This window comes from Novosphingobium sp. UBA1939 (genome assembly GCF_002336885.1).
Lineage (GTDB): Bacteria > Pseudomonadota > Alphaproteobacteria > Sphingomonadales > Sphingomonadaceae > Novosphingobium.
Genome location: NZ_DDFB01000034.1, coordinates 83,291 through 105,633, shown reverse-complemented (window position 1 = coordinate 105,633; position 22,343 = coordinate 83,291). Strand labels below are relative to the sequence as shown.

Annotated in this window: 20 protein-coding genes; 11 read left to right on the top strand and 9 right to left on the bottom strand. The window is 66.6% G+C overall.

Features of this window, described 5'->3' with window-relative positions:
* The first annotated feature begins 357 nt into the window (after window positions 1-357).
* Both B3547_RS05735 and B3547_RS05730 read left to right on the top strand, forming a co-directional pair.
* Window positions 358-1,185, top strand: a complete 828-nt coding sequence (locus tag B3547_RS05735) for a flagellin (protein ID WP_124807970.1) — start codon at window positions 358-360, stop codon at window positions 1,183-1,185.
* 170 nt (window positions 1,186-1,355) lie between these two features.
* Entirely contained in the window at window positions 1,356-2,981 is a 1,626-nt protein-coding gene (locus B3547_RS05730; RefSeq protein WP_292961079.1) for a lysine--tRNA ligase, read from the top strand.
* Window positions 2,982-3,016: 35 nt separating this feature from the next.
* Here B3547_RS05730 and B3547_RS05725 read toward each other — a convergent pair whose 3' ends face one another.
* Both B3547_RS05725 and B3547_RS05720 read right to left on the bottom strand, forming a co-directional pair.
* Window positions 3,017-4,927 (bottom strand): DUF885 domain-containing protein, encoded by a 1,911-nt coding sequence (locus B3547_RS05725; protein WP_292961077.1) that lies wholly within the window; start codon window positions 4,925-4,927, stop codon window positions 3,017-3,019.
* On the bottom strand, window positions 4,918-5,595 hold the full coding sequence (locus B3547_RS05720) for a prolyl hydroxylase family protein (protein WP_292961076.1): 678 nt from the start codon (window positions 5,593-5,595) through the stop codon (window positions 4,918-4,920). The genes B3547_RS05725 and B3547_RS05720 overlap by 10 nt, the downstream gene beginning before the upstream one ends.
* Window positions 5,596-5,922: 327 nt before the next feature.
* On the opposite strand from B3547_RS05720, the gene B3547_RS05715 reads away from it, so the two are divergent.
* Complete coding sequence (locus B3547_RS05715; RefSeq protein ID WP_124807966.1) at window positions 5,923-6,285, top strand: winged helix DNA-binding protein; 363 nt, start codon at window positions 5,923-5,925, stop codon at window positions 6,283-6,285.
* A gap of 158 nt (window positions 6,286-6,443) precedes the next feature.
* On the opposite strand, the gene B3547_RS05710 is transcribed toward B3547_RS05715, so the two are convergent.
* A complete protein-coding gene (locus B3547_RS05710; RefSeq protein WP_292961074.1) occupies window positions 6,444-7,514 on the bottom strand; it encodes an RcnB family protein in 1,071 nt (356 codons plus the stop codon).
* A gap of 193 nt (window positions 7,515-7,707) precedes the next feature.
* A complete protein-coding gene (gene ettA, locus B3547_RS05705; RefSeq protein WP_292961073.1) occupies window positions 7,708-9,381 on the bottom strand; it encodes an energy-dependent translational throttle protein EttA in 1,674 nt (557 codons plus the stop codon).
* Between the two features lie 135 nt (window positions 9,382-9,516).
* Here ettA and B3547_RS05700 point away from each other — a divergent pair, with 135 nt between their 5' ends.
* On the top strand, window positions 9,517-10,854 hold the full coding sequence (locus B3547_RS05700; protein WP_292961071.1) for a M28 family peptidase: 1,338 nt from the start codon (window positions 9,517-9,519) through the stop codon (window positions 10,852-10,854).
* 120 nt (window positions 10,855-10,974) lie between these two features.
* Here the strand turns inward: B3547_RS05700 and B3547_RS05695 are convergent, their stop codons facing one another.
* Window positions 10,975-12,222: an acetyl-CoA C-acetyltransferase gene (locus tag B3547_RS05695; protein WP_124807962.1), complete on the bottom strand. Its 1,248-nt coding sequence runs from the start codon at window positions 12,220-12,222 to the stop codon at window positions 10,975-10,977.
* Window positions 12,223-12,393: 171 nt separating this feature from the next.
* Here B3547_RS05695 and B3547_RS05690 point away from each other — a divergent pair, with 171 nt between their 5' ends.
* The 5 genes from B3547_RS05690 to trxB all read left to right on the top strand — a co-directional run bounded on the left by B3547_RS05690 (window position 12,394) and on the right by trxB (window position 16,567).
* A complete protein-coding gene (locus B3547_RS05690) occupies window positions 12,394-13,617 on the top strand; it encodes a M20 metallopeptidase family protein (protein WP_414690500.1) in 1,224 nt (407 codons plus the stop codon).
* Window positions 13,614-14,048, top strand: a complete 435-nt coding sequence (locus tag B3547_RS05685; protein WP_124807960.1) for a hotdog fold thioesterase — start codon at window positions 13,614-13,616, stop codon at window positions 14,046-14,048. The genes B3547_RS05690 and B3547_RS05685 overlap by 4 nt, the downstream gene beginning before the upstream one ends.
* Before the next feature lie 129 nt (window positions 14,049-14,177).
* Entirely contained in the window at window positions 14,178-14,597 is a 420-nt protein-coding gene (locus tag B3547_RS05680; protein WP_292961068.1) for a response regulator, read from the top strand.
* Between the two features lie 80 nt (window positions 14,598-14,677).
* Window positions 14,678-15,469 carry a tyrosine-protein phosphatase gene (locus tag B3547_RS05675; RefSeq protein WP_292961066.1) on the top strand — a complete coding sequence of 264 codons (792 nt, stop codon included), beginning with the start codon at window positions 14,678-14,680 and terminating at the stop codon, window positions 15,467-15,469.
* Between the two features lie 126 nt (window positions 15,470-15,595).
* Window positions 15,596-16,567, top strand: a complete 972-nt coding sequence (gene trxB / locus B3547_RS05670) for a thioredoxin-disulfide reductase (RefSeq protein ID WP_292961064.1) — start codon at window positions 15,596-15,598, stop codon at window positions 16,565-16,567.
* Here the strand turns inward: trxB and B3547_RS05665 are convergent.
* From B3547_RS05665 to B3547_RS05650, 4 genes are all read right to left on the bottom strand, one after another.
* Complete coding sequence (locus B3547_RS05665) at window positions 16,564-17,349, bottom strand: hydrolase 1, exosortase A system-associated (protein WP_292961062.1); 786 nt, start codon at window positions 17,347-17,349, stop codon at window positions 16,564-16,566. The two genes, trxB and B3547_RS05665, sit on opposite strands and share 4 nt — an antisense overlap.
* Entirely contained in the window at window positions 17,346-18,017 is a 672-nt protein-coding gene (locus tag B3547_RS05660) for a hypothetical protein (protein WP_292961060.1), read from the bottom strand. The genes B3547_RS05665 and B3547_RS05660 overlap by 4 nt, the downstream gene beginning before the upstream one ends.
* A gap of 5 nt (window positions 18,018-18,022) precedes the next feature.
* On the bottom strand, window positions 18,023-18,298 hold the full coding sequence (locus B3547_RS05655) for a phosphopantetheine-binding protein (protein WP_124807955.1): 276 nt from the start codon (window positions 18,296-18,298) through the stop codon (window positions 18,023-18,025).
* A gap of 69 nt (window positions 18,299-18,367) precedes the next feature.
* Window positions 18,368-19,369, bottom strand: a complete 1,002-nt coding sequence (locus B3547_RS05650; protein ID WP_292961056.1) for a GNAT family N-acetyltransferase — start codon at window positions 19,367-19,369, stop codon at window positions 18,368-18,370.
* Window positions 19,370-19,405: 36 nt separating this feature from the next.
* Here B3547_RS05650 and B3547_RS05645 point away from each other — a divergent pair, with 36 nt between their 5' ends.
* Window positions 19,406-20,941, top strand: a complete 1,536-nt coding sequence (locus B3547_RS05645) for an acyl-CoA ligase (AMP-forming), exosortase A system-associated (protein ID WP_292961054.1) — start codon at window positions 19,406-19,408, stop codon at window positions 20,939-20,941.
* The gene (locus B3547_RS05640; protein ID WP_292961051.1) at window positions 20,938-22,164 is read left to right on the top strand and encodes a pyridoxal-dependent decarboxylase, exosortase A system-associated; all 1,227 of its coding nucleotides are present in this window, start codon (window positions 20,938-20,940) and stop codon (window positions 22,162-22,164) included. The genes B3547_RS05645 and B3547_RS05640 overlap by 4 nt, the downstream gene beginning before the upstream one ends.
* Window positions 22,165-22,343 lie beyond the last annotated feature (179 nt).

Genomic DNA, 22,343 nt, shown 5'->3' with positions numbered 1-22,343 from the left:
GCGCGTGGACGGGCTGCCCGTCAGCGAGGCATCGCGCAGCCAGCAGCCGCCATGGCTGGCATGGAGCGCGGGAAGGGTAAGGGCAGCCATCCGTTCCGCATAGAACGGAACTGGAACGCGGGGCAAGCCATGGCCTGTCGCGTTTCCCGATGCGCGGCTGTCAGAAATGGTGAAGATCGGAGATTATTAGGCTAAAACAATCACATGATTGACAGGGATCATACTGAAGCGATCTTTGCCCGCGGACTACGTACTGACACGGATGCCCTGAAACCCCCCGCTTCCACACCGGTCTTTGCCCCGGGACCAGCAGGTCCGCGCCGGATCGTTCCGGCAGACAGAGTGGAGGTACTTGTCATGACCGTTATCAATACGAACATCAACGCGATACGCGCGGCGAACGCATCCAACAGCGCGACCAAGACCCTGGGCCTTTCGATGGAGCGCCTGTCCACCGGCATGCGCATCAACAGCGCCAAGGATGACGCGGCCGGCCTTGCCATCACCACGTCCATGACCTCGCAGATCAAGGGCATGAGCCAGGGCATCCGCAACGCCAACGATGGCATCTCGCTGGCGCAGACCGCCGAAGGCGCGCTGGGCGAAGTGACCAACATGCTCCAGCGCATCCGTGAACTGGCGAACCAGTCGGCTTCGGGCACCTATCAGGACACCACCGACCGCGTTTACATGCAGACCGAAGTGACCGCGCTGACCGAGCAGATCGGCAGCGTCTTCAGCACGGTCAAGTTCAACGGCAACGCGCTGTTCAGCACCACGGCCGGCACCGACGTGTCGATCGACATCCAGGCGGGGGCCAACAGCGGCGATACCGTGACGCTGACCAGCACGGCTATCGACGGCACGAACCTGGCCGCGGCGGCGCTCGACGTCACCACGGCGGCCAAGGCCGTGACCACGATGAGCAACGTGGAAGCCGCGCTTTCGGATGTCAGCGCGACGCGCGCCTCACTGGGCGCGGGTCAGAACAGGCTGGAATCGGTGGTGAACAACCTCACCAGCAACGTGACCAACCTTTCGGAAGCGCGTTCGCGGATTCAGGACACCGATTACTCGGCCGAAACCACGGCGCTGGCGAAGTCGCAGATACTCAGCCAGGCATCGACCGCGATGATCGCACAGGCCAACCAGGCCCAGCAGACCGTCCTGACGCTGCTGCGCTAAAGGCTCTCCCCCGCGTCTTGCGCCGCAGCGCGGCCGCCCCGCACCCTGGCGGGGCGGCCGTTCTTTTTTGGGTTGCGCGGCGCGGTGTCCTTCCCACGATCGGGCCACGTCGTCAGCGGCGCCAGCTTTTCCTTGCGCAAGCGGGGCAGGCGGGCGAAAGGACGCCCGCTATGACCGACACCGAAACCCGTCCGCCGTCCGTGCTCGAAGCCGCGCAGGTCTCCAAGGCCTGGCCGTTCGAGGAAGCCCGCAAGATCGTGAAGCGGTATCCGGGCGGCAAACGCGATGCCGCCGGAAATCTGGCGCCCGTGCTGTTCGAGACGGGCTATGGCCCCTCGGGCCTGCCGCACATCGGCACGTTCCAGGAAGTGCTGCGCACCACGCTGGTCCGCCGCGCCTATGAAGCGCTCACGGGCGGCCATCCCACGCGCCTCGTCGCCTTTTCCGACGACATGGACGGGCTGCGCAAGGTGCCCGACAACGTGCCCAACAAGGGCCTGCTCGCCGCCTATATCGGCCATCCGCTGTCGCGCATCCCCGATCCGTTCGCCACGCACGAAAGCTTCGCGCACCACAACAACGCGATGCTGCGCGCGTTTCTGGACCGCTTCGGCTTCGACTACGAATTCGTCTCGGCCAGCGATCGCTACAATGCCGGCGGTTTCGACGATGCGCTGAAGAACGTGCTGCGCCATTACGACGCGATCATGGGCATCATGCTGCCCACGCTGCGTGAGGAACGGCGCAAGACCTATTCGCCGGTCCTGCCGGTTTCGCCGACCAATCATCAGGTGCTGCAGGTGCCGGTGGACGTGGTCGATGCGGAAGCGGGCGTGATCCGGTTCGAGGACGTGACCGGCGAGATGGTCGAACAGTCTATCCTGGGCGGGCGCTCCAAGCTGCAATGGAAGGTCGACTGGGCGATGCGCTGGGTGGCGCTTGGCGTCGATTACGAGATGTGCGGCAAGGATCTGACCGACAGCGTCACGCAGTCGGGCCGGATCGCGCAGGTGCTGGGTGGGCGCCGTCCCGAAGGACTGATCTACGAACTCTTCCTCGACGAGAAGGGGGAGAAGATCTCCAAGTCCAAGGGCAACGGGCTGACCATCGAGCAGTGGCTTGACTACGGCAGCGAGGAAAGCCTGGGATTCTACCTGTTCCGCGAACCCAAGAGCGCGAAGTCTCTGCACGTTGGCATCATCCCGCGCGCGGTGGACGAATACTGGCAGTTCCGCGAGAAGCTGCCCGCGCAGCCGATCGAACAGCAACTGGGCAACCCGGTGTGGCACCTGCTGCGCGCCAACGGCGATGCCGCCGGGGCGGGCGAGAAGCTGCCGGTCACTTATGGCCTGCTGCTCAATCTGGTGGGCGTGCTCGGCGCGGGCGCGACGCGCGAACAGGTCTGGTCGTATCTTGCCAACTATGTGGACGATGCCGACCCGGCGGCGCATCCCGCGCTCGATACGCTGGTGACCTGCGCGCTGGCCTATAACCGCGATTTCATCGCGCCCACGTTGCAGCGGCGCAAGCCGGAGAACGGCGAGATCGCGGCGCTGACCGCGCTGGACGAGGAACTTGCCGCCGCCAGCGCCGAGACCACGGCCGAGGAACTGCAGAACATCGTCTACGAGATCGGCAAGGACCCGCATTACGGCTTCGAAAGCCTGCGCGACTGGTTCAAGGCGCTTTACGAGACGCTGCTGGGCTCCAGCCAGGGGCCGCGCATGGGCAGCTTCATCGCGCTCTACGGCATCGAGAACACGCGCAAGCTGATTGCCGAGGCGCTGGAAGGCTGAGCGCGCCCTTCGGGGCGGACGCGCCGCCCTCGCGACTATCCCCGCTGCCCCGCGATCCAGCGGTCGACCTTCGCTTCCAGAACCGGCATGGGCAGCGCGCCGCTGCCCAGCACCTGATCGTGAAACGCGCGAATGTCGAAGCGCGGGCCGAGTTCCGCTTCGGCCTTGCGGCGCAGGCGCTGGATGGTGAGCGCGCCGATTTTGTAGGATAGCGCCTGCCCCGGATTGGCGATGTAGCGTTCGACTTCGGCGGTCGCATCGCTGCAACCCATGCCGGAATTGGCGAGCATGTAGTCGATCGCCTGTTCGCGCGTCCACCGCTTGGCGTGGATGCCGGTGTCCACCACCAGCCGCATGGCGCGCAGCATCTCGTCGTCCAGCGTGCCCCAGTGCTGCATCGGGTCCTTGTAGAACCCCATTTCGTAACCCAGCGTCTCGGCATAGAGCGCCCAGCCTTCTACATAGGCGGTATTGCCCCCGAAACGCTGGAAATCGGGCAGGCTGGCGTTCTCCTGGGCCAGGCTGATCTGGAAATGATGCCCCGGCGCGCCTTCGTGGAGGTAAAGCGTGGTGATGCCCGTCAGGAAGCGGCTTTTGAGGTCGTAGGTGTTGTAGAAGAACACGCCCGGCCGGCTGCCGTCCGGCGCGCCCTGGCTATAGCTGCCGCCGGCTTCGTAGCGCGCGCGATAGGCGGGGTAGGGCTGGATCAGCAGCGGCGTGCGCGGCAGGTGCAGGAAATAGCGCGGCGCCTGCGCTTCGACTTTGCGGCCCACGGCGCGAAAGCCCTCGGCAAGCTGCGCGTCGGTCCGCGGATGGTATCGGGGGTTCACCCGCAATTCGTCGAAGAACGCCTTGAGCGGACCGGCATAGCCCAGTTCCGTCTTCACCCCTTCCATCTCGCGCTGGATGCGCGCCACTTCACCAAAGCCCAGATCGTGCACCGCATCGGGATCGAGCGGCAGGGTCGTGTGATTGCGGATGAGCAGCCGATAGAGCCTGTCTCCGCCCTTCATCGCCCACAATCCGGCATCCTCGCGCGCGACAGGGTAGTATTCCTCCGCAAGGAAAGCCCGAAGTTTGTGATAAGCGGGGTACACCGATTGACTGATTGTCTGCCGGAAGGCGGCGGCGATGCGCCGTTTGGCGCCGGTGCCATATCGCGCGGGATACTGCGCGACGGGCGAATAGAACGGGGATCGCTGGACCGGCTGCGCCAGGATCGTATCGATCTGCGCGATCATGTTGCGCACGGTCAGGCGGGATTCGATCGCGCCGCCCGCCATGCCTTCGCGGAACCGGGCGATCGCATGGTCGAAGACCTGCGGCAGCGCCCGGTCACGCGCCAGAAGCGCGTCGAAATCGGCGGGCGTTTCCAGCGGGACAGGCGTTTCGGACGAAGCAAGGCCGGGAAACTCGACGTGAAAGCCGCCGAAGTGGTTGAACGGGCGAACCGCGGTGAGCGCCTCCACCTGCGGAGCCAGCGCATCGCGTTCCTGGAGCTTGGCATCGCGGAACACGTCGTAGGAAATGCGGTGCGCGTCATCGAGCTGATTGCGATCGATCCTGTCCAGCCGGGCCAGCGTGGCAGCGTTGGTTTCGCGCAGGCGATGGACGAGTTCCGGCGTGAACAGCAGCAGGAAGCGGTCGAGCGGAATCTGTTCGCCCTGTTCCAGCGCACCGAGCGGGTCGAGCGCCTGTTCCGCCCGGCTGTCGTCCATGAACAACCGGTCGAGCGCCAGGGCTGCTTCGCTTTGCCGGACGAAGCCGGCCTTCGCGGTGGCTTGCGGGACCGGCCGATCTGCCAGTGAGGAGGTCTGCGGGGCGCTTGCCGCTGCCGTCAACCCCAGGGCAAGGACCAATGCGGTGCCGCGAAGCAGGCGCCAGCTTGCAGCCCCGCTTGCCGGAACCATCGGGTTTGCCGTGCCCGCCCCCCGGATCAGCCCCATGCGCGTGTCCGGTACCACTTGGTGAGGACGTACTTGGTGCCTTTGACGACCGGCCGGCCGGCATGAAGGCTGTTGGGGTTGGGAGTGCCATCCACGGCCATGTTGTTCCACACCAGCAACGCGCCGCGTTGGGGGGGAATCGACAGGTCGACCTTTGGGAAATCGGTTGAACCGCCTTCCTCGACGGCGTTGAGATAGGCCATGGCGGTCCAGCTTCGCTGACCCCCACGCCCCATCTCCCGATCCCAGAACGGCTGGTCCGGATTAAAATGGTCAAAATGGGGACAAAATTCCTGTCCGGGGGTGTAACGCTGCCCCTGAATGGTCTCTCCGGTGTCGGGATCGAGCCCCACCAGGTCATCGATTCTGCGCTGCAACATCAGGGTGAACGGGTCCCACGGATCGACGTCGCCGGAGTAGCTCGTGCGGCCCCCGCTGCGGTTGCCATCGTAGGTAAGCGATGGGCGCGCGACGTCGTCAATGGTCGCGATCAGCCGCTGGCATTCCGCTTCGGAAAGGAAGTTGGAAACTCCATATATTTCAAGACCTTCAACCGGAAGGCGATAGGCCGCGGGATCGGCATCCAGACGGGCGCGAACGGTCTGGCCGATACGCTTGAGAAGGGCGGCGTCCGGATGCGGACGGGACTTGCGAGACAGGGAGATCATGGGCGCCGCTTTCATGACCCAAGGCGGGACGGGGAGCAAGAGGCGTGGGCGCCTTGTGACGGATGTCACACCCCGCGTTCAGGGGCGATTTAAGGTTAATGCGGTTTTGATCCGATCCGGTGGCGAGCCGTTGCCAGTCAGGGCAAATACTGTGAATATTGGCGTAGGAAGAAGTCGTTAAATAAATACCGGGAAGTAGGAATCGAAGTCCTAACTTTGCGGAAGGGTCGAATTGGAATGCTATGCCTAATAGCGGGCAAGGAATTCTATGTTCTTCTTTCGCTAATTTGGGATGACCTACTTTTGATATAGGGAGGTCGTATTCCATTGGAAGCCCTGATCGATACTGAGGCCGAAGCTTATCGGCTCGCTCAAGCCCTGTATAACTTGCGCCGTAAGCGCGATTCCGCCCTGGGGCCAAGGCGGATTTTCGGCGAGCCGGCGTGGGATATACTTCTGGACCTGTACATCGCCAGCAAACGCGGCATGGAAATCCAGGTTTCCAGCGTGTGCATCGAGGCCGGTGTCCCTTCCACCACCATCCTGCGGTGGATTGCCCGGCTGGAAAAGGAAGGCCTGCTTTACCGCAAGGCTGACCGGGGAGATGCGCGCCGCCGCTTCGTGCGCCTGACCGATGAAGGCCATGCCGTGATGCGGCGCGTGTTGCGCGCGATCGGGCCGATCAGCTGAGAAGCGGCGGACCGCGGTGATTCCCGACGGTCGCCGCGAGCCGTCGCTGGCGCGTCCTTGAAGCGTTCGACCCGCCGGTTGGCACGGGCCACCGGCGGGTCGTCGCGTCTTTAGAACCGGCGGTTTCCGGTCTGGATGTCACCAGAAGTATCTGGGCGTTACCAGAAGAAATCGTAGATCACGTCCACGACCTCGCCGGAATAGACATCTACCAGCAGGACGTCGTTGTAGTAGCGAACCCAGCGATAGGGGCCGTACACGTCCGGCAGACGATAGGACCACGGATCGTTGATCCAGTACTGGTTGCCGAAGAACACGCTATCCAGGAAGAAGCCTACCCTGAGGCGGCTGTACGAATACCCGCGATAGGGCGCATAGTAGGGCCGGGACCGGAAAATGCTGCGGTTTTCAGCACGATAGCCGCGCCAATCGTAGCGCCGGTCACGCCGCCAGTCGCTGTTCCAGCCACCGCCATTGTTCCAGCGTCCGCGGTCCCCCCGCCAGCTTTCACCCGAGCGCCAGCCGTCGTTGCCGCGCCAACCATCGTTGCCACGCCAGCGATTGTCCCGCCCGCGATCGTATCCGCGATTGTCGTTCCGCCACTGGCCGTTGCCATAATGGACGCCCACGCCATCGCGATAGGTCGGCCCGGGGCGGGTATTGTCGGGACGCGGGCCATCGGGCCGGCGACCGTCCGGGCGCGGGTTCGGATTGCCGCGCTGCCAGTCGCCATTGCGGCCTCCCTGCCAGCCACCCCCCTGCCAGCCACCCCCCTGCCAGCCACCCCCTTGCCAGCGATCACCGCGGTCCTGCGGCGCCGGACGGACACCACCATCGCCGCCTCCCTGCCAGGAGCGGGGCGCGCGTGGCGCCTGCTGCTGGGGCATGGAGGGTTGTGATTGGGGGCGATTCTGGTTCCAGCCGCCCGGATTGCCGCCACCCCAGTTGCGTTGCGGCTGAGGTTGGGGCTGGGGCTGCGGTTGGGCCTGTTGTGGAGCGGGGCGATTCCAGCCGCCTCCACCGCCGCCGCCTCCACCATTGCCCCCTCCGTTCCAGCCGCCACCCCGGTTGCCACCACGGCCCGGACCGGGCTCAGTCCCACGCGCCTCGCGCCCCGCGCCCCGCCAGTCGCCCTGCTGGGCGAAAGCGGCCGTGGGAAGCGCGGCCACCGTCGAGGCGAGCGCGGCTGCCGCCAGCAGGCTGTTCCTGAAGAATGTGATCCCGGCCATGGCCGCTCTCCGATGCACCTGTGGTCACGGCCCATCCCGTGACGTCATGTGACACAGTGTTACCGGAGTCGCGCTGTCGCGCCGCTGAACCGCTTGCAAGGGCATTCGTTCAGCTTTCCCGAAACGGCACAGCGAAACGGGGCGGGAACCGTGCTCCCGCCCCGCACCGTGTTTCAGGCTCCGCCGATGGAAATCAGCGTGTCAGTTTCTTGTAGGCCAGCGCGGTGGGCCGGTCGGCCGCGTCGCCCAGGCGACGGCGCTTGTCTTCCTCGTAAGCCGCGAAGTTGCCTTCGAACCATTCGACATGGCTGTTGCCCTCGAACGCCAAGATATGCGTGGCCAGACGGTCGAGGAAGAAGCGGTCGTGGCTGATGACCACGGCGCAGCCGGCGAAGTTCTCGATCGCGTCTTCCAGCGCCGCCAGCGTTTCCACGTCGAGGTCGTTGGTTGGTTCGTCGAGCAGCAGCACGTTGCCGCCGGCCTTTAGCATCTTGGCCATGTGCACGCGGTTGCGCTCACCGCCCGAAAGCTTGCCGACGTTCTTCTGCTGGTCCGGACCCTTGAAGTTGAACGCGCCGACGTAGGCGCGCGTCGACATGTCCTGCCCGTTGACCTTCATGTAATCGAGGCCGTCCGAGATTTCCTGCCACACGTTGTTGGCCGGGTTCAGGTCGTCGCGGCTCTGGTCGACATAGCCCAGGTGGACGGTCGAACCGATTTCCACCGAACCGGTGTCTGGCACTTCCTTGCCGGTCAGGATCTTGAACAGCGTGGATTTGCCCGCGCCGTTCGGGCCGATCACGCCGACGATGCCGCCGGGCGGCAGCATGAACGACAGGTCTTCGAACAGCAGCTTGTCGCCATAGGCCTTCGAGATGTTCTTCACCTCGATCACCTTGCCGCCAAGGCGCTCGGGCACCTGGATCACGATCTGCGCCTTGCCGACCGGACGGTTGTCCTGGGCGTTCTGCAGTTCCTCGAACTTGCGGATACGTGCCTTGGACTTGGTCTGGCGCGCGGCCGGGGTCTGGCGGATCCACTCGAGTTCGCGCTGCAGCGCCTTCTGCTTGCCGCTTTCCTCGCGCTCTTCCTGGGCCATGCGCTTGGCCTTGGTTTCGAGGTAGGTCGAGTAGTTGCCCTCGTAGGGGAAGTACTTTCCGCGGTCGAGTTCGAGAATCCAGCCCACCACGTTGTCAAGGAAGTAGCGGTCGTGGGTGATCATCAGCACCGCACCGGCATAGTCCTTGAGGTGGTTTTCCAGCCATTCGACGGATTCGGCGTCGAGGTGGTTGGTCGGCTCGTCGAGCAGCAGGATCGAAGGCTTCTGGATCAGCAGGCGGGTCAGCGCGATGCGGCGCTTTTCACCACCCGAAAGGCTTGCCACCGACCAGTCGCCGGGAGGGCAGCGCAGCGCTTCCATGGCGATTTCGAGCTGGTTGTCGAGCGTCCAGCCATCGACCGCGTCGATCTTGTCCTGAAGCTCGGCCATCTCCGCGCCCAACGCGTCGAAGTCGGCGTCTTCCTCGGCCATTTCCATGCCGATCTGGTTGAAGCGCTCGACCATGTCCGCCGTCGCGCGCGCACCGTCCTTGACGTTTTCGAGCACGGTCTTGCTCTCGTCGAGCTGCGGCTCCTGCTCGAGATAGCCGACGGTGATGTTCTCGCCCGGCCATGCTTCGCCGGTGAAGTCCTTGTCGATCCCGGCCATGATCTTGATCAGGGTCGATTTACCGGCGCCGTTCGGGCCGACGATGCCGATCTTGGCGCCCTGATAGAACTGCAGGTTGATATTGTTCAGCACCGGCTTCGGTGCGCCGGGGAAGGTCTTCGTCATGTCCTTCATGACGTAGGCGTATTGGGCGGCCATGATCGTTCCTTGGTGGAATGGCGTGCGAACTCGGCACTTGATGCGGCCTCTAGCCAAGCGGGAAGGGCCGGGCAAGCGGGCGTTTTGGCGGATAGGGTGTTGGCAGGAGAGCACCCCAAAGATAGGAGAGGTTTCATGCGAAACAAGCTCCGCGCGCTCGCGCTCTCCGCCGCCTTCGTTCCCCTCGTTGCCGCGCAGGCGGAACCGCCGAAGGACGATGTCGCGTGGAACATCGTGGCGGGGCTGACCACCGATGTCGGCCCGCGCCTTGCTGGCAGCGAGGCAGAGGCCCGGGCACGGGTATGGGCGTCGGAAAAGCTGAAGGCGCTGGGCTTCCGCAATGTCGCGGTCGAGCCGTTTCCCATCCGCGGCTATGTGCGCGGCGTGGATCGCGCGCGGCTGGTAGCGCCGGTGCCGCAAAATCTGGCCGTGACCGCGCTAGGCTATAGCGGCACCACGCCGGATGCCGGGATCGAGGGCGAACTCGTCTATTTCCCCACACTGGACGCGCTGAAGGCCGCGCCGGACGGCTCGCTCGCCGGCAAGATCGCCTACATCGACCACGCCATGCGCGCGGCGCAGGATGGCAGCGGCTACGGCCCCTATGGCAATGCCCGGCGGCAGGGCCCGGCCATTGCAGCGCGCAAGGGCGCGATCGGCGTCGTGATCCGCTCGATCGGTACCGACAGCCACCGCAACCCGCATACCGGCGCCACCAACTGGCCCGACGGCGTGAAGCCGATCCCGGCCGGGGCGGTTTCGAATCCCGATGCCGATCTGATCGCGCGCACGGTGGCCGGCGGCAAGGCGGTGCGCATCGCGCTCACGCTAACCGGCAAGACGGCAGACAACCTGCCGTCCGGCAACGTGATCGGCGAACTGCCGGGCAGCGATCCATCGCTGCCGCCGATCCTGGTCGGCTGCCATCTCGATAGCTGGGATCTCGGCACCGGGGCCATCGACGATGCCGCCGGCTGCGCGATCGTGACGGCCGCCGCGCTGAAGGCGCAGGAAGGGGGCAAGCCCTTGCGCACGATCCGCGTGCTGTGGGCGGGGAGCGAGGAACTGGGCGGCTTCGGCGGCAAGGCCTATGCGGACAAGCATGGGGAACCGCACGCGCTGGCGATGGAAAGCGATTTTGGCGCGGATCGGGTGTGGCGCGTGATCACGAAGTTCGCCGCGGGCAACAAGGCGCTGGGCGATCGCATCGCCATCGCACTTGCGCCGATGGGCATCGTCGCCGGCCATGGCGAGGTTGAGGGCGGAACCGACGTGGGCTTCGTGATCGCCAGGCAGAAGCTGGCCGTGGTCGATCTCAACCAGGACGGCACGCACTATTTCGACCTGCACCACACGCCCGACGATACGCTCGACAAGGTCGATCCGCAGGCGCTGGCGCAGAACGTGGCGGCGTGGACGGCGGTGCTCAAGGTCGTGGCCAACGCGGCGGAGCCGATCCAGCCGGTCGAATGACGCGGGTGGCATGAAGCCCGTCGACCCCGCGAAGGCGGGGATCTCGTGAGGTCGGGCGGTGCCTTGTTCCCCTGTAAAGGCCTGAGGCCCCCGCTTTCGCGGGGGCGACGGTGTACTGTATCAGATTCGTTCGATGATGATCGCGGGCGCCATGCCGCCGGCGGCGCACATGGTGACGAGGCCATAGCGGCCGCCGGTGCGCTCCAGTTCGTCGAGCGCGGTGCCGATCAGGATCGAACCCGTGGCGCCGATCGGATGGCCCAGCGCCATCGCACCGCCGTTAGGGTTCACCTTCGAACGGTCGAGATCGAGATCGCGGATGAACTTTTCGGCGACCACGGCGAAGGCTTCGTTGATTTCCCAGACGTCGATGTCGTCCTTGGTCAGTCCGGCCTTGGCGAGCACCTTCTTCGCCGCCGGAACCGGGGCGTTGAGCATCAGCGTGGGATCGTCACCCTGGTTGGCGTAAGCAACGATGCGGGCGCGGGGCTTGAGCCCGTGCTTGTCGGCATAGTCCTTCGACGTGACGAGGATGGCGGCGGCGCCGTCCACCACGCCCGAGGAGTTGCCAGCATGGTGGAAATGCTGGATTTCCACGTCGGGATAACGGCGGTTGATCTGCTTGCGGAAGGTGGTTCCGCCAAGGTCGAAATCGGCCAGCCCGGCGAAGCTGGGCTTGAGCGCGGCGAGGCCCTCGGCGGTCGTTTCGGGGCGGGGGAACTCCTCGCGATCGAGCGCGACCGAGCCGTCCTCGTTATAGACCGGCACGACCGATTTGGCGAAGCGGCCTTCCTTGATCGCCACGTCCGCCCGCTGCTGGCTGACGAGCGCGAGCGCATCGAGCGCCTCGCGGCTGATGCCCTCGATCGAGGCAATCGCATCGCCGCACACGCCCTGGTGCGATTGCGGGTGGATGGCGTCAAGCGCCGCGTTGCCCGAACCCATGCCCAGCGGCTTGATGCCGGCATTGGCCTGTTCCGCGCCGTGGGCGGCCGTGAAGCTCATCATTTCGGTGCCCCCGGCGATCACGCAGTCTTCCATGCCCGACATGACCGAGGCGCAGGCGAGGTTCACCGAGGTAATGCCACCGCCGCAGAACCGGTCGAGCGTGGTGCCGCTGGCGGTGATGTCGTAGCCGGCGGCCAGCGCCGACATGCGGCCAAGGTCGCCACCCTGTTTGCCGACCTGCGACGAGGTGGACCAGATGATGTCGTCCACGGTGGAGGTGTCGAGGTGGTTGCGGTCCTTGATCGCCTTCAGCACGGTGGCGGCAAGGTGCTGCGGATGCAGGTGCGAAAGCGCGCCCTTGCCGGGCTTGCCCACGCCGCGCGGCGTGCGGACGGCGTCGATGATATAGGCTTCGGCCATGGTCAGTCTCTCCCTGTGGCGGTGCCGGGCAACGGTGTCCGGCGGCTCGCTGGATGAAGTATTTAATCGATCGATTAATACGTGTGAGCGGTCTCTGCAAGTCCAATTCGCCGGGCGCAACCATGCGGCATCCGCATCCGCCCCTCTCGACACCGTTTCGGCGGCGTGCCTATGATGTCCGTCATGCTCACCGACCAACTGCTCGATCAGGCGCGTGGACTGTCCGAACGGATCGTCTCCTTGCGCCGCGCGATTCACGCCGAACCGGAACTGGGTCTGCAGACGCCGAAGACGCGCGACAAGGTGCGCGCCGCGCTGGCCCATCTGCCGCTCGAATGGCGGGAAGGGCCGTCCACCACCGGCCTTGTTGCCACGTTGAAGGGCGGCGCGGGGGAAGGGCGCACCGTACTGCTGCGGGGCGACATGGATGCCCTGCCGATGCCCGAGGAAACCGGGCTGTCCTATGCCTCGACCATTCCCGGCGCGATGCACGCCTGCGGGCATGACACGCATACCGCGATGCTGGCCGGCGCCGTCGAGTTGCTGGCCGCGCGGCGGGAAAGCTGGGCGGGCGAGGTCCGTTTCATGTTCCAGCCGGGCGAGGAAGGCTGGCATGGCGCGCGCTTCATGCTTGAAGACGGTCTGCTGGGCGGTGATGATCGCCCGCTGCCCGAAGCGGCGTTCGCGCTGCACATCATGCCCAACAGCCCGCATGGCCTTGTCGCCGGGCGCGCCGGCCCGCTGATGGCCTCGGCCGACCAGTTCGAGATCGTGGTGCGCGGCAGTGGCGGCCATGCCTCCATGCCGCATTACACGCTCGATCCCGTGCCCGTGGCCTGCGAGATCGTGACGGCGCTGCAGGCCATGGTCACGCGCAAATTCCCGGTCGCCGATCCCGTCGTCGCCACCGTGGCCAAAGTGGAAGCGGGCACGGCGCACAACGTGATCGCCGACACTGCGACGCTGGGGGGCACGCTGCGCACGCTTTCGCCCACCAACCGCGAGGCGCTGCGCGAGGGGCTGCGCACGCTGGCAACGCATATTGCCGCCGCGCACGGCATGACGGCGGAGGTTACCCTGACGCCCGGTTTCCCGGTCACGGTCTGCGATGCCCGCGCAGTCGATCTCGGCGAAAAGGTGGCGCGGCAATTGCGCGGACCGGACGCGTTCCACCGCCTGGCCGATCCGATCATGGGTGCGGAGGACTTCTCCTACGTGCTCGAAAAGGTGCCGGGCGCGATGTTCTTCCTGGGCGTTGCGCACGAGGGAACCGACTGGCGCCACGCCTGCGGCATCCATTCGACGCGGATGGTTGTGGATGAGGCTGTTCTTCCATTGGGAACGGCATTGCTGGCGGGATGTGCCGAAGCGTTTCTGGCGGAAGGTTTCGCATGATCTGGTGGAATGGGGAGATGCCCTCGCTCGAGCGGCTGACGCGCATGGGCACGAAGGCCATGCCCGCGCTGCTGGGTATCGAGTTCGACGATTGCGGGCCGGACTGGATCCGGGCGCGAATGCCGGTGGACGAACGCACGCACCAGCCGTTCGGGCGGCTGCATGGCGGCGCTTCGGTGGCACTGGCGGAAACAGTCGGCTCGATGGCGGCGGCGATGACCGTCGATCCGGACAAGTTTGTCGGGGTCGGGATGGAGATCAACGCCAACCACGTCCGTCCCGTCCGCGATGGATGGGTCTATGCGACAGCCCGGCCGGAGGCGCTGGGCCGCACCACGCACGTCTGGTCGATTCGCATCGAGGACGGGGAAGGCCGGCTGGTGTGCGTTTCACGCCTGACCGTGGCGATCATTCCACTCGACCGGAAGTAACGTGCCGCCAACTATCAACACGGTCGCTGTCAAAATTTACCGTGTGCTGGAACCATCCGGCGGGAAAAGCATTGTGGGCGGTATCGAAGACCAGCGGCAATGCGGCCGCGCCCGGGACAAATCGGTTTGGTGACGCAGGACAACAGCTATTCGGGCATGACCGGTGCCGGTGACCATGAAAGTCCCAAGCGGATTCTGGTTCTGGACGACGAGCCGTTGATTCTGCTGGATCTGGAATGTGCCGTCGCCGATGCCGGGTGTGTGCCGCTGACCGCCCTTGAACCTGACGAAGCTCTTCAAATCCTTGATATCGAGCCGGTCTGCGCGGCCATTCTCGATGTGTCGCTGGGGCAGGGCAAGACCTGCGAGCCGGTCGCGCGGGCGCTCGCCGCGCGCGGCGTGCCCTATGTGCTGCATACCGGGGATGTCGAGCGGCTGGACATGGCGGTGCGCGATCTGGGCGGGATTCTCGTGCCCAAACCGACGCCGGCCTCCGTCGTGGTGACGCGTGCCCTGCAATGCGCTTGCGGTGACGCCCGGCAGATATGAACCACCCGCGTTAACCGTCACTGTCTTGCAATCGGCCTGCCGCAGGGCAACAAGGCATCCCGAACGAGGAGCCTGACTAGATGATCGATGCGGACACCCGCGTCCTGCCCATGCAGGGTATTCACAACTTTCGGGACTACGGCGGGTATCGCGCGCGCGGCGGTGCCATCCGCCAGGGCGTGCTGTGGCGATCGGGCCAGCATGGCGATGCCACGGCGGACGATCTCGATGCGGTGCATCGGCTGGGCATCGCCACCGTGATCGACTTGCGCGGCGATAGCGAGCGCGAAGCCTGTCCGTGCCTGCGCCATCCCGAATTCGAAGGGCATGTCCTGTTCCACCCGGGCGAGACTGCCAGCGCTCATGGCCGCGCGGCGCACGAGGAAGCGGCCGAGCAAGTCCGCACTGCCGCCGACGCGCACGCCGCGATGACCCGGCTCTACGAAACCCTGCCGTTCCGCCCCGTGCTGGTCGGCACCTATCGCCTCTATCTGCGCGCGCTGGTCGATCGGGACGGGGCAGGCCTGCTGCATTGCCTGGCCGGCAAGGACCGGACGGGCGTGGCCGCCGCGTTGGTGCATCACCTGCTGGGGGTCCATCCCGACGATATCGTGGAAGATTACCTGCTGACCAACACGGCGGGCAACGCCGAGGCACGTATCGCGGCCGGCGCGCGCCACGTGCGCGCCGGGTTCGGCCGGCACATGGATGATGCGGCGGTGCGGGTGCTGATGTCGGTCCATGCTGATTACCTCGACACGAGCCTTACCGCGATTCGCGAACAACATGGCTCGGTAGAGGCCTATGCCGATGCGGTACTGGGCTTCGGCAAAGCCGATATCGCGGCGCTGGAGCGGCGCCTGATAGTCTGACCTCGCCGATCACAAGGCGAATTTGCCGGATAACCGGACCGCGCGGACTCGCATTCCGCGCCCCGGTTTCCTATGTCGCGTGCCCAGTTTCGGCATCCGTTGCCAAGGCCCCGACCGGAGTTCACCATGGCCACCACGCACAAGACCCGCATGCTCATCATAGGTTCCGGCCCTGCCGGGCTCACCGCCGCGATCTATGGCGCGCGAGCGGGTATGGAGCCGATCGTGGTGCAGGGGCTGCAGCCGGGCGGCCAGTTGACCATCACCACCGATGTCGAGAACTATCCCGGTTTCCGCGAAGCCGTGCAGGGGCCGTGGCTGGTGCAGGAAATGCAGGCCCAGGCCGAGCACGTCGGCACGCGGATGCTGTGGGACACGATCACCGAGGTCAGCCTGGAAGGCCCGCCGTTCCGCGCCGTGGGCGATAGCGGCGACATCTACGAAGGCGATACGCTGGTGATCGCCACGGGCGCGCAGGCCAAGTGGCTGGGCGTGCCGGGTGAAGTCGAGTTCGGTGGCAAGGGCGTTTCCGCCTGCGCCACTTGCGACGGGTTCTTCTATCGCGGCAAGAAGGTCGTGGTCATCGGCGGCGGCAACACGGCTGTCGAGGAAGCGCTCTACCTCACCAACCATTCGCAGGACGTGACGATCATCCACCGCCGCGATTCCTTCCGCGCCGAAAAGATCCTGCAGGACCGCCTGTTCGCGCATCCCCATGTGAAGGTGCTGTGGAACAAGAAGGTCGACCGTTTCGTGGGCGAACCCGGCAAGGGCCTGACCGGCGTGGCAGTGATCGATACCGAAACGGGCGAACAGTCGGTGGTGGAGACGGACGGCGCCTTCGTCGCGATCGGCCACGCCCCGGCCACCGAACTGTTCAAGGGCAAGCTGGAACTGGACGAGAGCGGCTATATCGTCGTCCAGCCCGGCACGCCCAAGACCGCGATCCCCGGCGTGTTCGCGGCCGGCGACGTGATGGACCACACCTATCGCCAGGCGGTGACGGCGGCCGGCACCGGTTGCATGGCGGCGCTGGATGCGGAACGGTTCGTGGCCGAACTGGATTTCGCCGCGACCAAGACGGAAGCGGTCGGCTAATCCAGAACGTCCAGCAGGCGCGCGAACAGCCATTCGCGGGCCGCATCGTCGGAAAAGCTGTGCGATGCGCTGGCGATCCGCTGGACGCGCGCATCGTCTTTGGGCCACGCCGCCTCGAACAGTTGCGCGGTGCGGTCGCCGCTGGCGATCAGGATGGTGAGCGGCCCGGCGAATGCGTCGGCCCCCGCGCGTAACGCGTCCACCAGGGAGGAGGGCGCGGCCGCCGGCGCGGCGGCGCTGCGCAGGCCCCGGAACAGCTTGGCGAGGTTTACGCCGCCCGTCAGCAGGCGCAGCACTTCGCGCGGGTTCTTCAGCTTGGCGAGATAGCGTTGGCGGATCGCGGTGGCGGGCATCGCTGCGGGCGCTTCCTCGCCATCGATCGTCCACGGGTTCGCCAGCACCAGCGCATCGATGCCCAGCCCGGCGTGGTGCAGCAGCAGCGCCGCGGCGGCATCGCAATTGCCGAAAGCGACCACACGGCGGACTTGCGGCGCCGCCTTGCGGAACGCGGCGAGCGCGGCGGCCAGATCATCGCGGCTGGAGCGGAACCCGCCGTTGGCGCCTTCGCTGTCCCCCACGCCGCGCCGGTCGAAGCGGAACACGGGAACGCCATGGCGCGCGAGCCGGGCCGCGAGTTGCGCCTGTCCGGCCCACGCTCCGGCGCGTATCTCGTTGCCGCCTGAGAGGATGAGCAGGCCCGTGGTCCCCGTGGCGGCGGCCATGTCCAGCGTGCCCGCCAGCGCCGCGCCTTCGCACGGGAAGGTCAGGTGCAGGCGGTTCACGCGGCGATCTCGCGCGCGATCATGGCGGCCAGGGCATCCGACTGCGCAGCATCCTCGCCCGGTTCGGCGCGCAGCCACAGCGCGCTGCCGCCAAGCTCAGCCTGCCGGATCGTGCGCTGCCCCTCGTCCGCTGGCAGGGCCGTCTCCAGCCCCGCGATCAGCGAGGCGCCGCAGCGGTATCCGGCGAGGTCCAGCCCTTCGGCGCGGCCGTGCTCCAGCAGCGTCGCGCTGTCCTCATCACGCCCGGCCTCGCGCGCGGAGAGCGTGCGGGCGCGGAGCATCTGGCGCAGGACCGTGGCGCCCTTGACCGGCTCCAGCACCCAGCCCGGCAGCGAGGTGGGAAAGACCAGCGCCCCGCCACGCACCGCCAGCACATGCGATACGGCGAAGTGCGCCGCCGCCTGTATCATGGCGGTGCGCCAGGCGTGGAGGCTCTGGGCGGCAAAGTCCTGCGGGCTTTCGTTGCAGCCGGGCAGGTCGGGCAGGAAGCTGTCGATCCCGGCGGCGTCGAGCCGGCGCATGGTTTCGACCAGGAAGCGCCGCGTGCGGTTCGCTTCCTCGAACAGCGCGGGCACGATCAGCAGGCGGTGCGCGCGGTCACGGTCGAACGCGAGCGCCTGTTCGCTGGCGGGGCCTTCCGGGCCGGGGCAGGGCCAGTCGGCGAACACCGCGATCAGGCGGCCGCGCGCTTGGCCTGCGCGAAGGCGAGCAGGTTGCCGTAGGTTTCCAGCAACTCGCCATCGACTTCGTCATCATCGATCACGATGTCGAAGCGGTCTTCCATTTCGGTGAGCAGGCCGGCCACGGCCATCGAATCGAGTTCGGGCAGCGCGCCGAACAGCCCGGTATCCGCATCGAACGCGGCAACGCGGTCCGCCGCGAGACCCAGAACGTCGCGCAGGATCGCGCGGAGCAGCGTGTCGGTTTCGTCGTTGGCCAGACCGGTCACTATCGAACCTTCCCTGATATCATGGTTTTCGCGGCGTCTAGCCAGCGCGGGAGTCCGGAGCAAGGGGCGTTACGTCCGCCCGCCGCGCACGAGCGCCTTGGCGATGGCCGGCCAGCGGCGCGGAGCGAGCGGACGGTAGAACGCCACCTGCCAGCGCGTGCGGGTGCTTTCCATCCAGTCGCGCTTGTAGGGATCGTCACCGGTGCCGAAGTCCACTTCGCGCACGCGGTCGCGATCGATCACGTGTTCGAACAGCGCGGCGGTCAGCAGCGTGCCCGGCGAATGGGCCTTGGCGCTTTCATCGTGCGCCAGCTTGTGAATGAAGGCGGTGCCGCCTTCCACCGTCCAGAACTGCGCTGCCACAGGCTTGCCGTCGATCGTGGCGATGCCCAGCCGCAGATTGCCGGCCGCGCTTTCGGCTTCGGCGAAGCGGCGCAGGAAGGCGGGGCTGCCTTCTTCCGGCTTCCAGCTCAGCCGATAGATCGTTTCATAGGCGGCCCAGTCCGCTTCGTTGAACGCGGTGGCGATGCGCAGATCGACCACCCCCTTCTTGCCCTTGCGGCGCACGGTTTCGCGCAGGCGGCCGGGGCGGGCGGCCCAGTATTCGGCAAAGCTGCGGCCATCGACCGGCAGGATATGGTTGGTATCGTACGGGGTGGCGAACGCCAGCCAGCCCGCCTTGCGGAACGCGGCGGTCAGCGGCGCCACGTCTTCCTCGGGCAGCGGTGACAGCACGATCCCGTCGTGCGTGCGTGACAGGTCGCGCGCGATGCCTTCGAGCAGCGCGGCGCCCTGATCGGTCCAGCGCGCGCGGGTGAAGAAGCTGTACCAGTTGCCGAGCGGTTCCAGCGTGCCCGGCGCGGTCTGGCGCACCGGCAGCACCGCGCGTTCGTCCCCATCGCGGGCGGTCGCCAGGAAGCAGCGCGCGGGATCGAGGCATTCGCGTGCCAGCAGCGCGTACCAGTCCAGCCGGTCGAACGGCGCGTGCTGCATCTCGCGCCCGAGCAGGCGCGAAAGCGCGGCGTCTTCTTGCGCTTCGTTAAGACTGGCGTGATAGACGATGGCGCCCAAGAACCGAATTCCCCGTTGCGAAGGTCCGAAAGCCGCGTGTCCGCCGATCCCGATCCTACCGTTCATCCGCTGGACCATCTGCCGTTGCGCGGCGCGCCGGAAGCCCCGGCGCTGGTCCTGCGGAACGAGACCCTTAGCTTCGAGGCGTTAAATGACCGTGTAGGCCGGCTTGCTGCATGGCTCGCCCGGCAGGTGCCGGAAAAGGGCGCGCGAGTGGCGACATGGCTGGCCAAGACCGAACTGGCGTGCCTGATGCCGCTGGCGGCGGTGCGCGCCGGGCTGGTGCATGTTCCTGTGAACCCGCTGCTCAAGCGGGCGCAGGTGGCGCATATCCTGGCCGACAGCGGCGCGCGGCTGATGATTTCCAACACGGCGCGGCTCGATACGCTGGAGCCGGGCGATGCCGGGCAGGCCGCGCTGTGCGAGGAAGCCGGCGTGCGCGCGGGTCTTGCCGGGGAGGCCGATCCGCTGCCACCGAGCCAGTCCATGTCCGACGATCTGGCGGCGATTCTCTACACCAGCGGATCGACCGGCCGGCCCAAGGGCGTGGTGCTCAGCCATGCGAACCTGTGGCTGGGGGCGGTCAGCGTGGCGTATTACCTGAAGGTGACGGCGGCGGACCGCGTGCTGGCGGTGCTGCCCTTCGCGTTCGATTACGGCCAGAACCAGCTGCTTTCGACGTGGTACGCCGGGGGCGCGGTGGTGCCGCTCGATTACCTGACCCCGCGCGATGTGGTGAAGGCCGTGGCGCGCGATGGCGTGACCAGCATTGCCGCGGTTCCGCCGCTGTGGCTGCAACTGGTGGAGCAGGACTGGCCCGAAGACGCCGCCCGGCAACTGCGCCGGCTGACCAACAGCGGTGGCGCGCTGACGCCCTCGCTGGTGCGCGCCTTGCGCGCGAAGTTTCCCGAAGCCCGGCTCTATCCGATGTACGGGCTGACCGAGGCGTTCCGTTCCACCTATCTCGATCCCGATCTGGTCGATCGCCACCCCACCTCGATCGGCCGGGCGATTCCCTTTGCCGAGATCATGGTCGTGGCCGACAGCGGCGCCGAAGCCGCGCCGGATGAGGAAGGCGAACTGGTGCACGCCGGGCCGTTGGTGGCGCAGGGCTATTGGCAGGACACCGTACGCACCGCCGAACGCTTTCGCCCCGCGCCGGCGTTCTCCGCGCTTGGCGGCATGGCGGTCTGGTCGGGCGACCGCGTGCGGCGCGACGCCGAAGGGCTGCTGCATTTCGTGGGGCGGCGCGATGCCATGATCAAGACCTCGGGCAACCGTGTCAGCCCGCAGGAAGTGGAGGAAGCGGCGGTGGCCACTGGCCTGGTCGCCGAAGCCGTCGCGCTGGGCCTGCCCGATCCGCACCTGGGGCACGCGATCCATCTTGTCGCCCGGCCCGCCGTGGCGCCGGAGAAAGCCGAGGCGGAACTGCTGCCCGCGCTGACCCGCGCGCTGCCCAATTTCATGGTGCCGCGCCTCGTCCACTGGCGGGCGGACATGCCGGTCAGCCCCAACGGCAAGCTGGACCGCGTGGCGCTGGCCGCCGAACTCGCGGGCGGAGATAACGCATGAAGCCGCTCGGCCCCATCCCGCCCGGTTTCGCCGCGATCGACGGGGAACTGGCCATCGCTGGTCGCAAGGCGAGCGATCTTGCGGCGGACGCGGGGAATACCCCGCTGTTCGTCTATGCGCGCGAATTGCTCGACCGGAAGATGGCCGGGTTGCGCGCCGCGATGCCGGAGCGGTTGGCGATCCACTATGCGGTGAAGGCCAATCCGTTCGGGCCGCTGCTCGCGCACATGGCCGGGCTGGTCGACGGATTCGATATCGCGTCGGGCGGCGAACAGGCGATAGTGGAAGCCGCCGGTATCGATCCGGCGCTGGTGAGCTTCGCCGGGCCGGGCAAGCGCGATGCAGAGCTGGAAGCGGCGATTGCGAGGGGCGTGACGCTCAATCTCGAATCGGAAGGCGAGGCGGAGCGCGCCCTGGCCATCGCCGAACGGCTGGGGCGGACGCCGCGTCTTGCCATCCGCGTCAATCCCGATTTCGATCTCAAGGGATCGGGCATGAAGATGGGCGGCGGGGCCAAGCCGTTCGGGATCGATGCGGCGAGAGTGCCGGCGCTGGCGCGCCGCCTGATCGCGGCGGGCGCGGAATGGCGCGGTTTCCATATTTTCGCGGGAAGTCAGGCGCTTGATGCGGCCGCCATCGCCGATACGCAGGCACAGACGCTGCAACTGGCGGCGCGGCTGGCGGAAGAAAGCGGCGCGCCGCTGCCCAAGTGCAACCTGGGCGGCGGCATGGGCATTCCCTATTTCCCCGGCGACGAGGCGGTGGACGTCGCGGCCGTGGGCGCGGCTCTTGCCGAACGCTTCGCGGACCTGCCGGCGGTGCTCGCCGACACGCACTTCTGCATCGAGCTGGGCCGTTATCTGGTGGGCGAAGCGGGCGTCTATCTGACCCGGATCGTCGATCGCAAGGAAAGCCACGGCGAGATCTACCTCGTTACCGATGGCGGTCTGCATCACCAGCTTGCCGCCAGCGGCAACTTCGGCACGGTGGTGCGGCGCAACTATCCCAGCGCCATCGCCACGCGGTTCGGTGCCCCGGTGGAGGAAGAGGCGAGCATCGTCGGCTGCCTCTGTACCCCGCTGGACCGGCTGGCCGACAAGGGCGGCTTTCCGCGCGCCCATCCCGGCGATCTGGTGGCGATCTTCTGTGCCGGGGCCTATGGCGCCAGCGCCAGCCCGGCGATGTTCCTGGGGCAGGGGCCGGCGGCCGAAATCCTCGTATGAATCCGTAACGGAGCGGATTTTCATACTGTCCGCCCGATCCGTGCCGTTTCGGGACTGGCCGCAAATTCCCGCTGTTTCGCGGGCGCGGTTCAGTGAAGGCTAACGGTATCTTCACCCTTTTTGGCGATAGCCGACACTGAATAGCGGTGCCTTTCGCGTCCCTTGGCGGGACGGCGGAA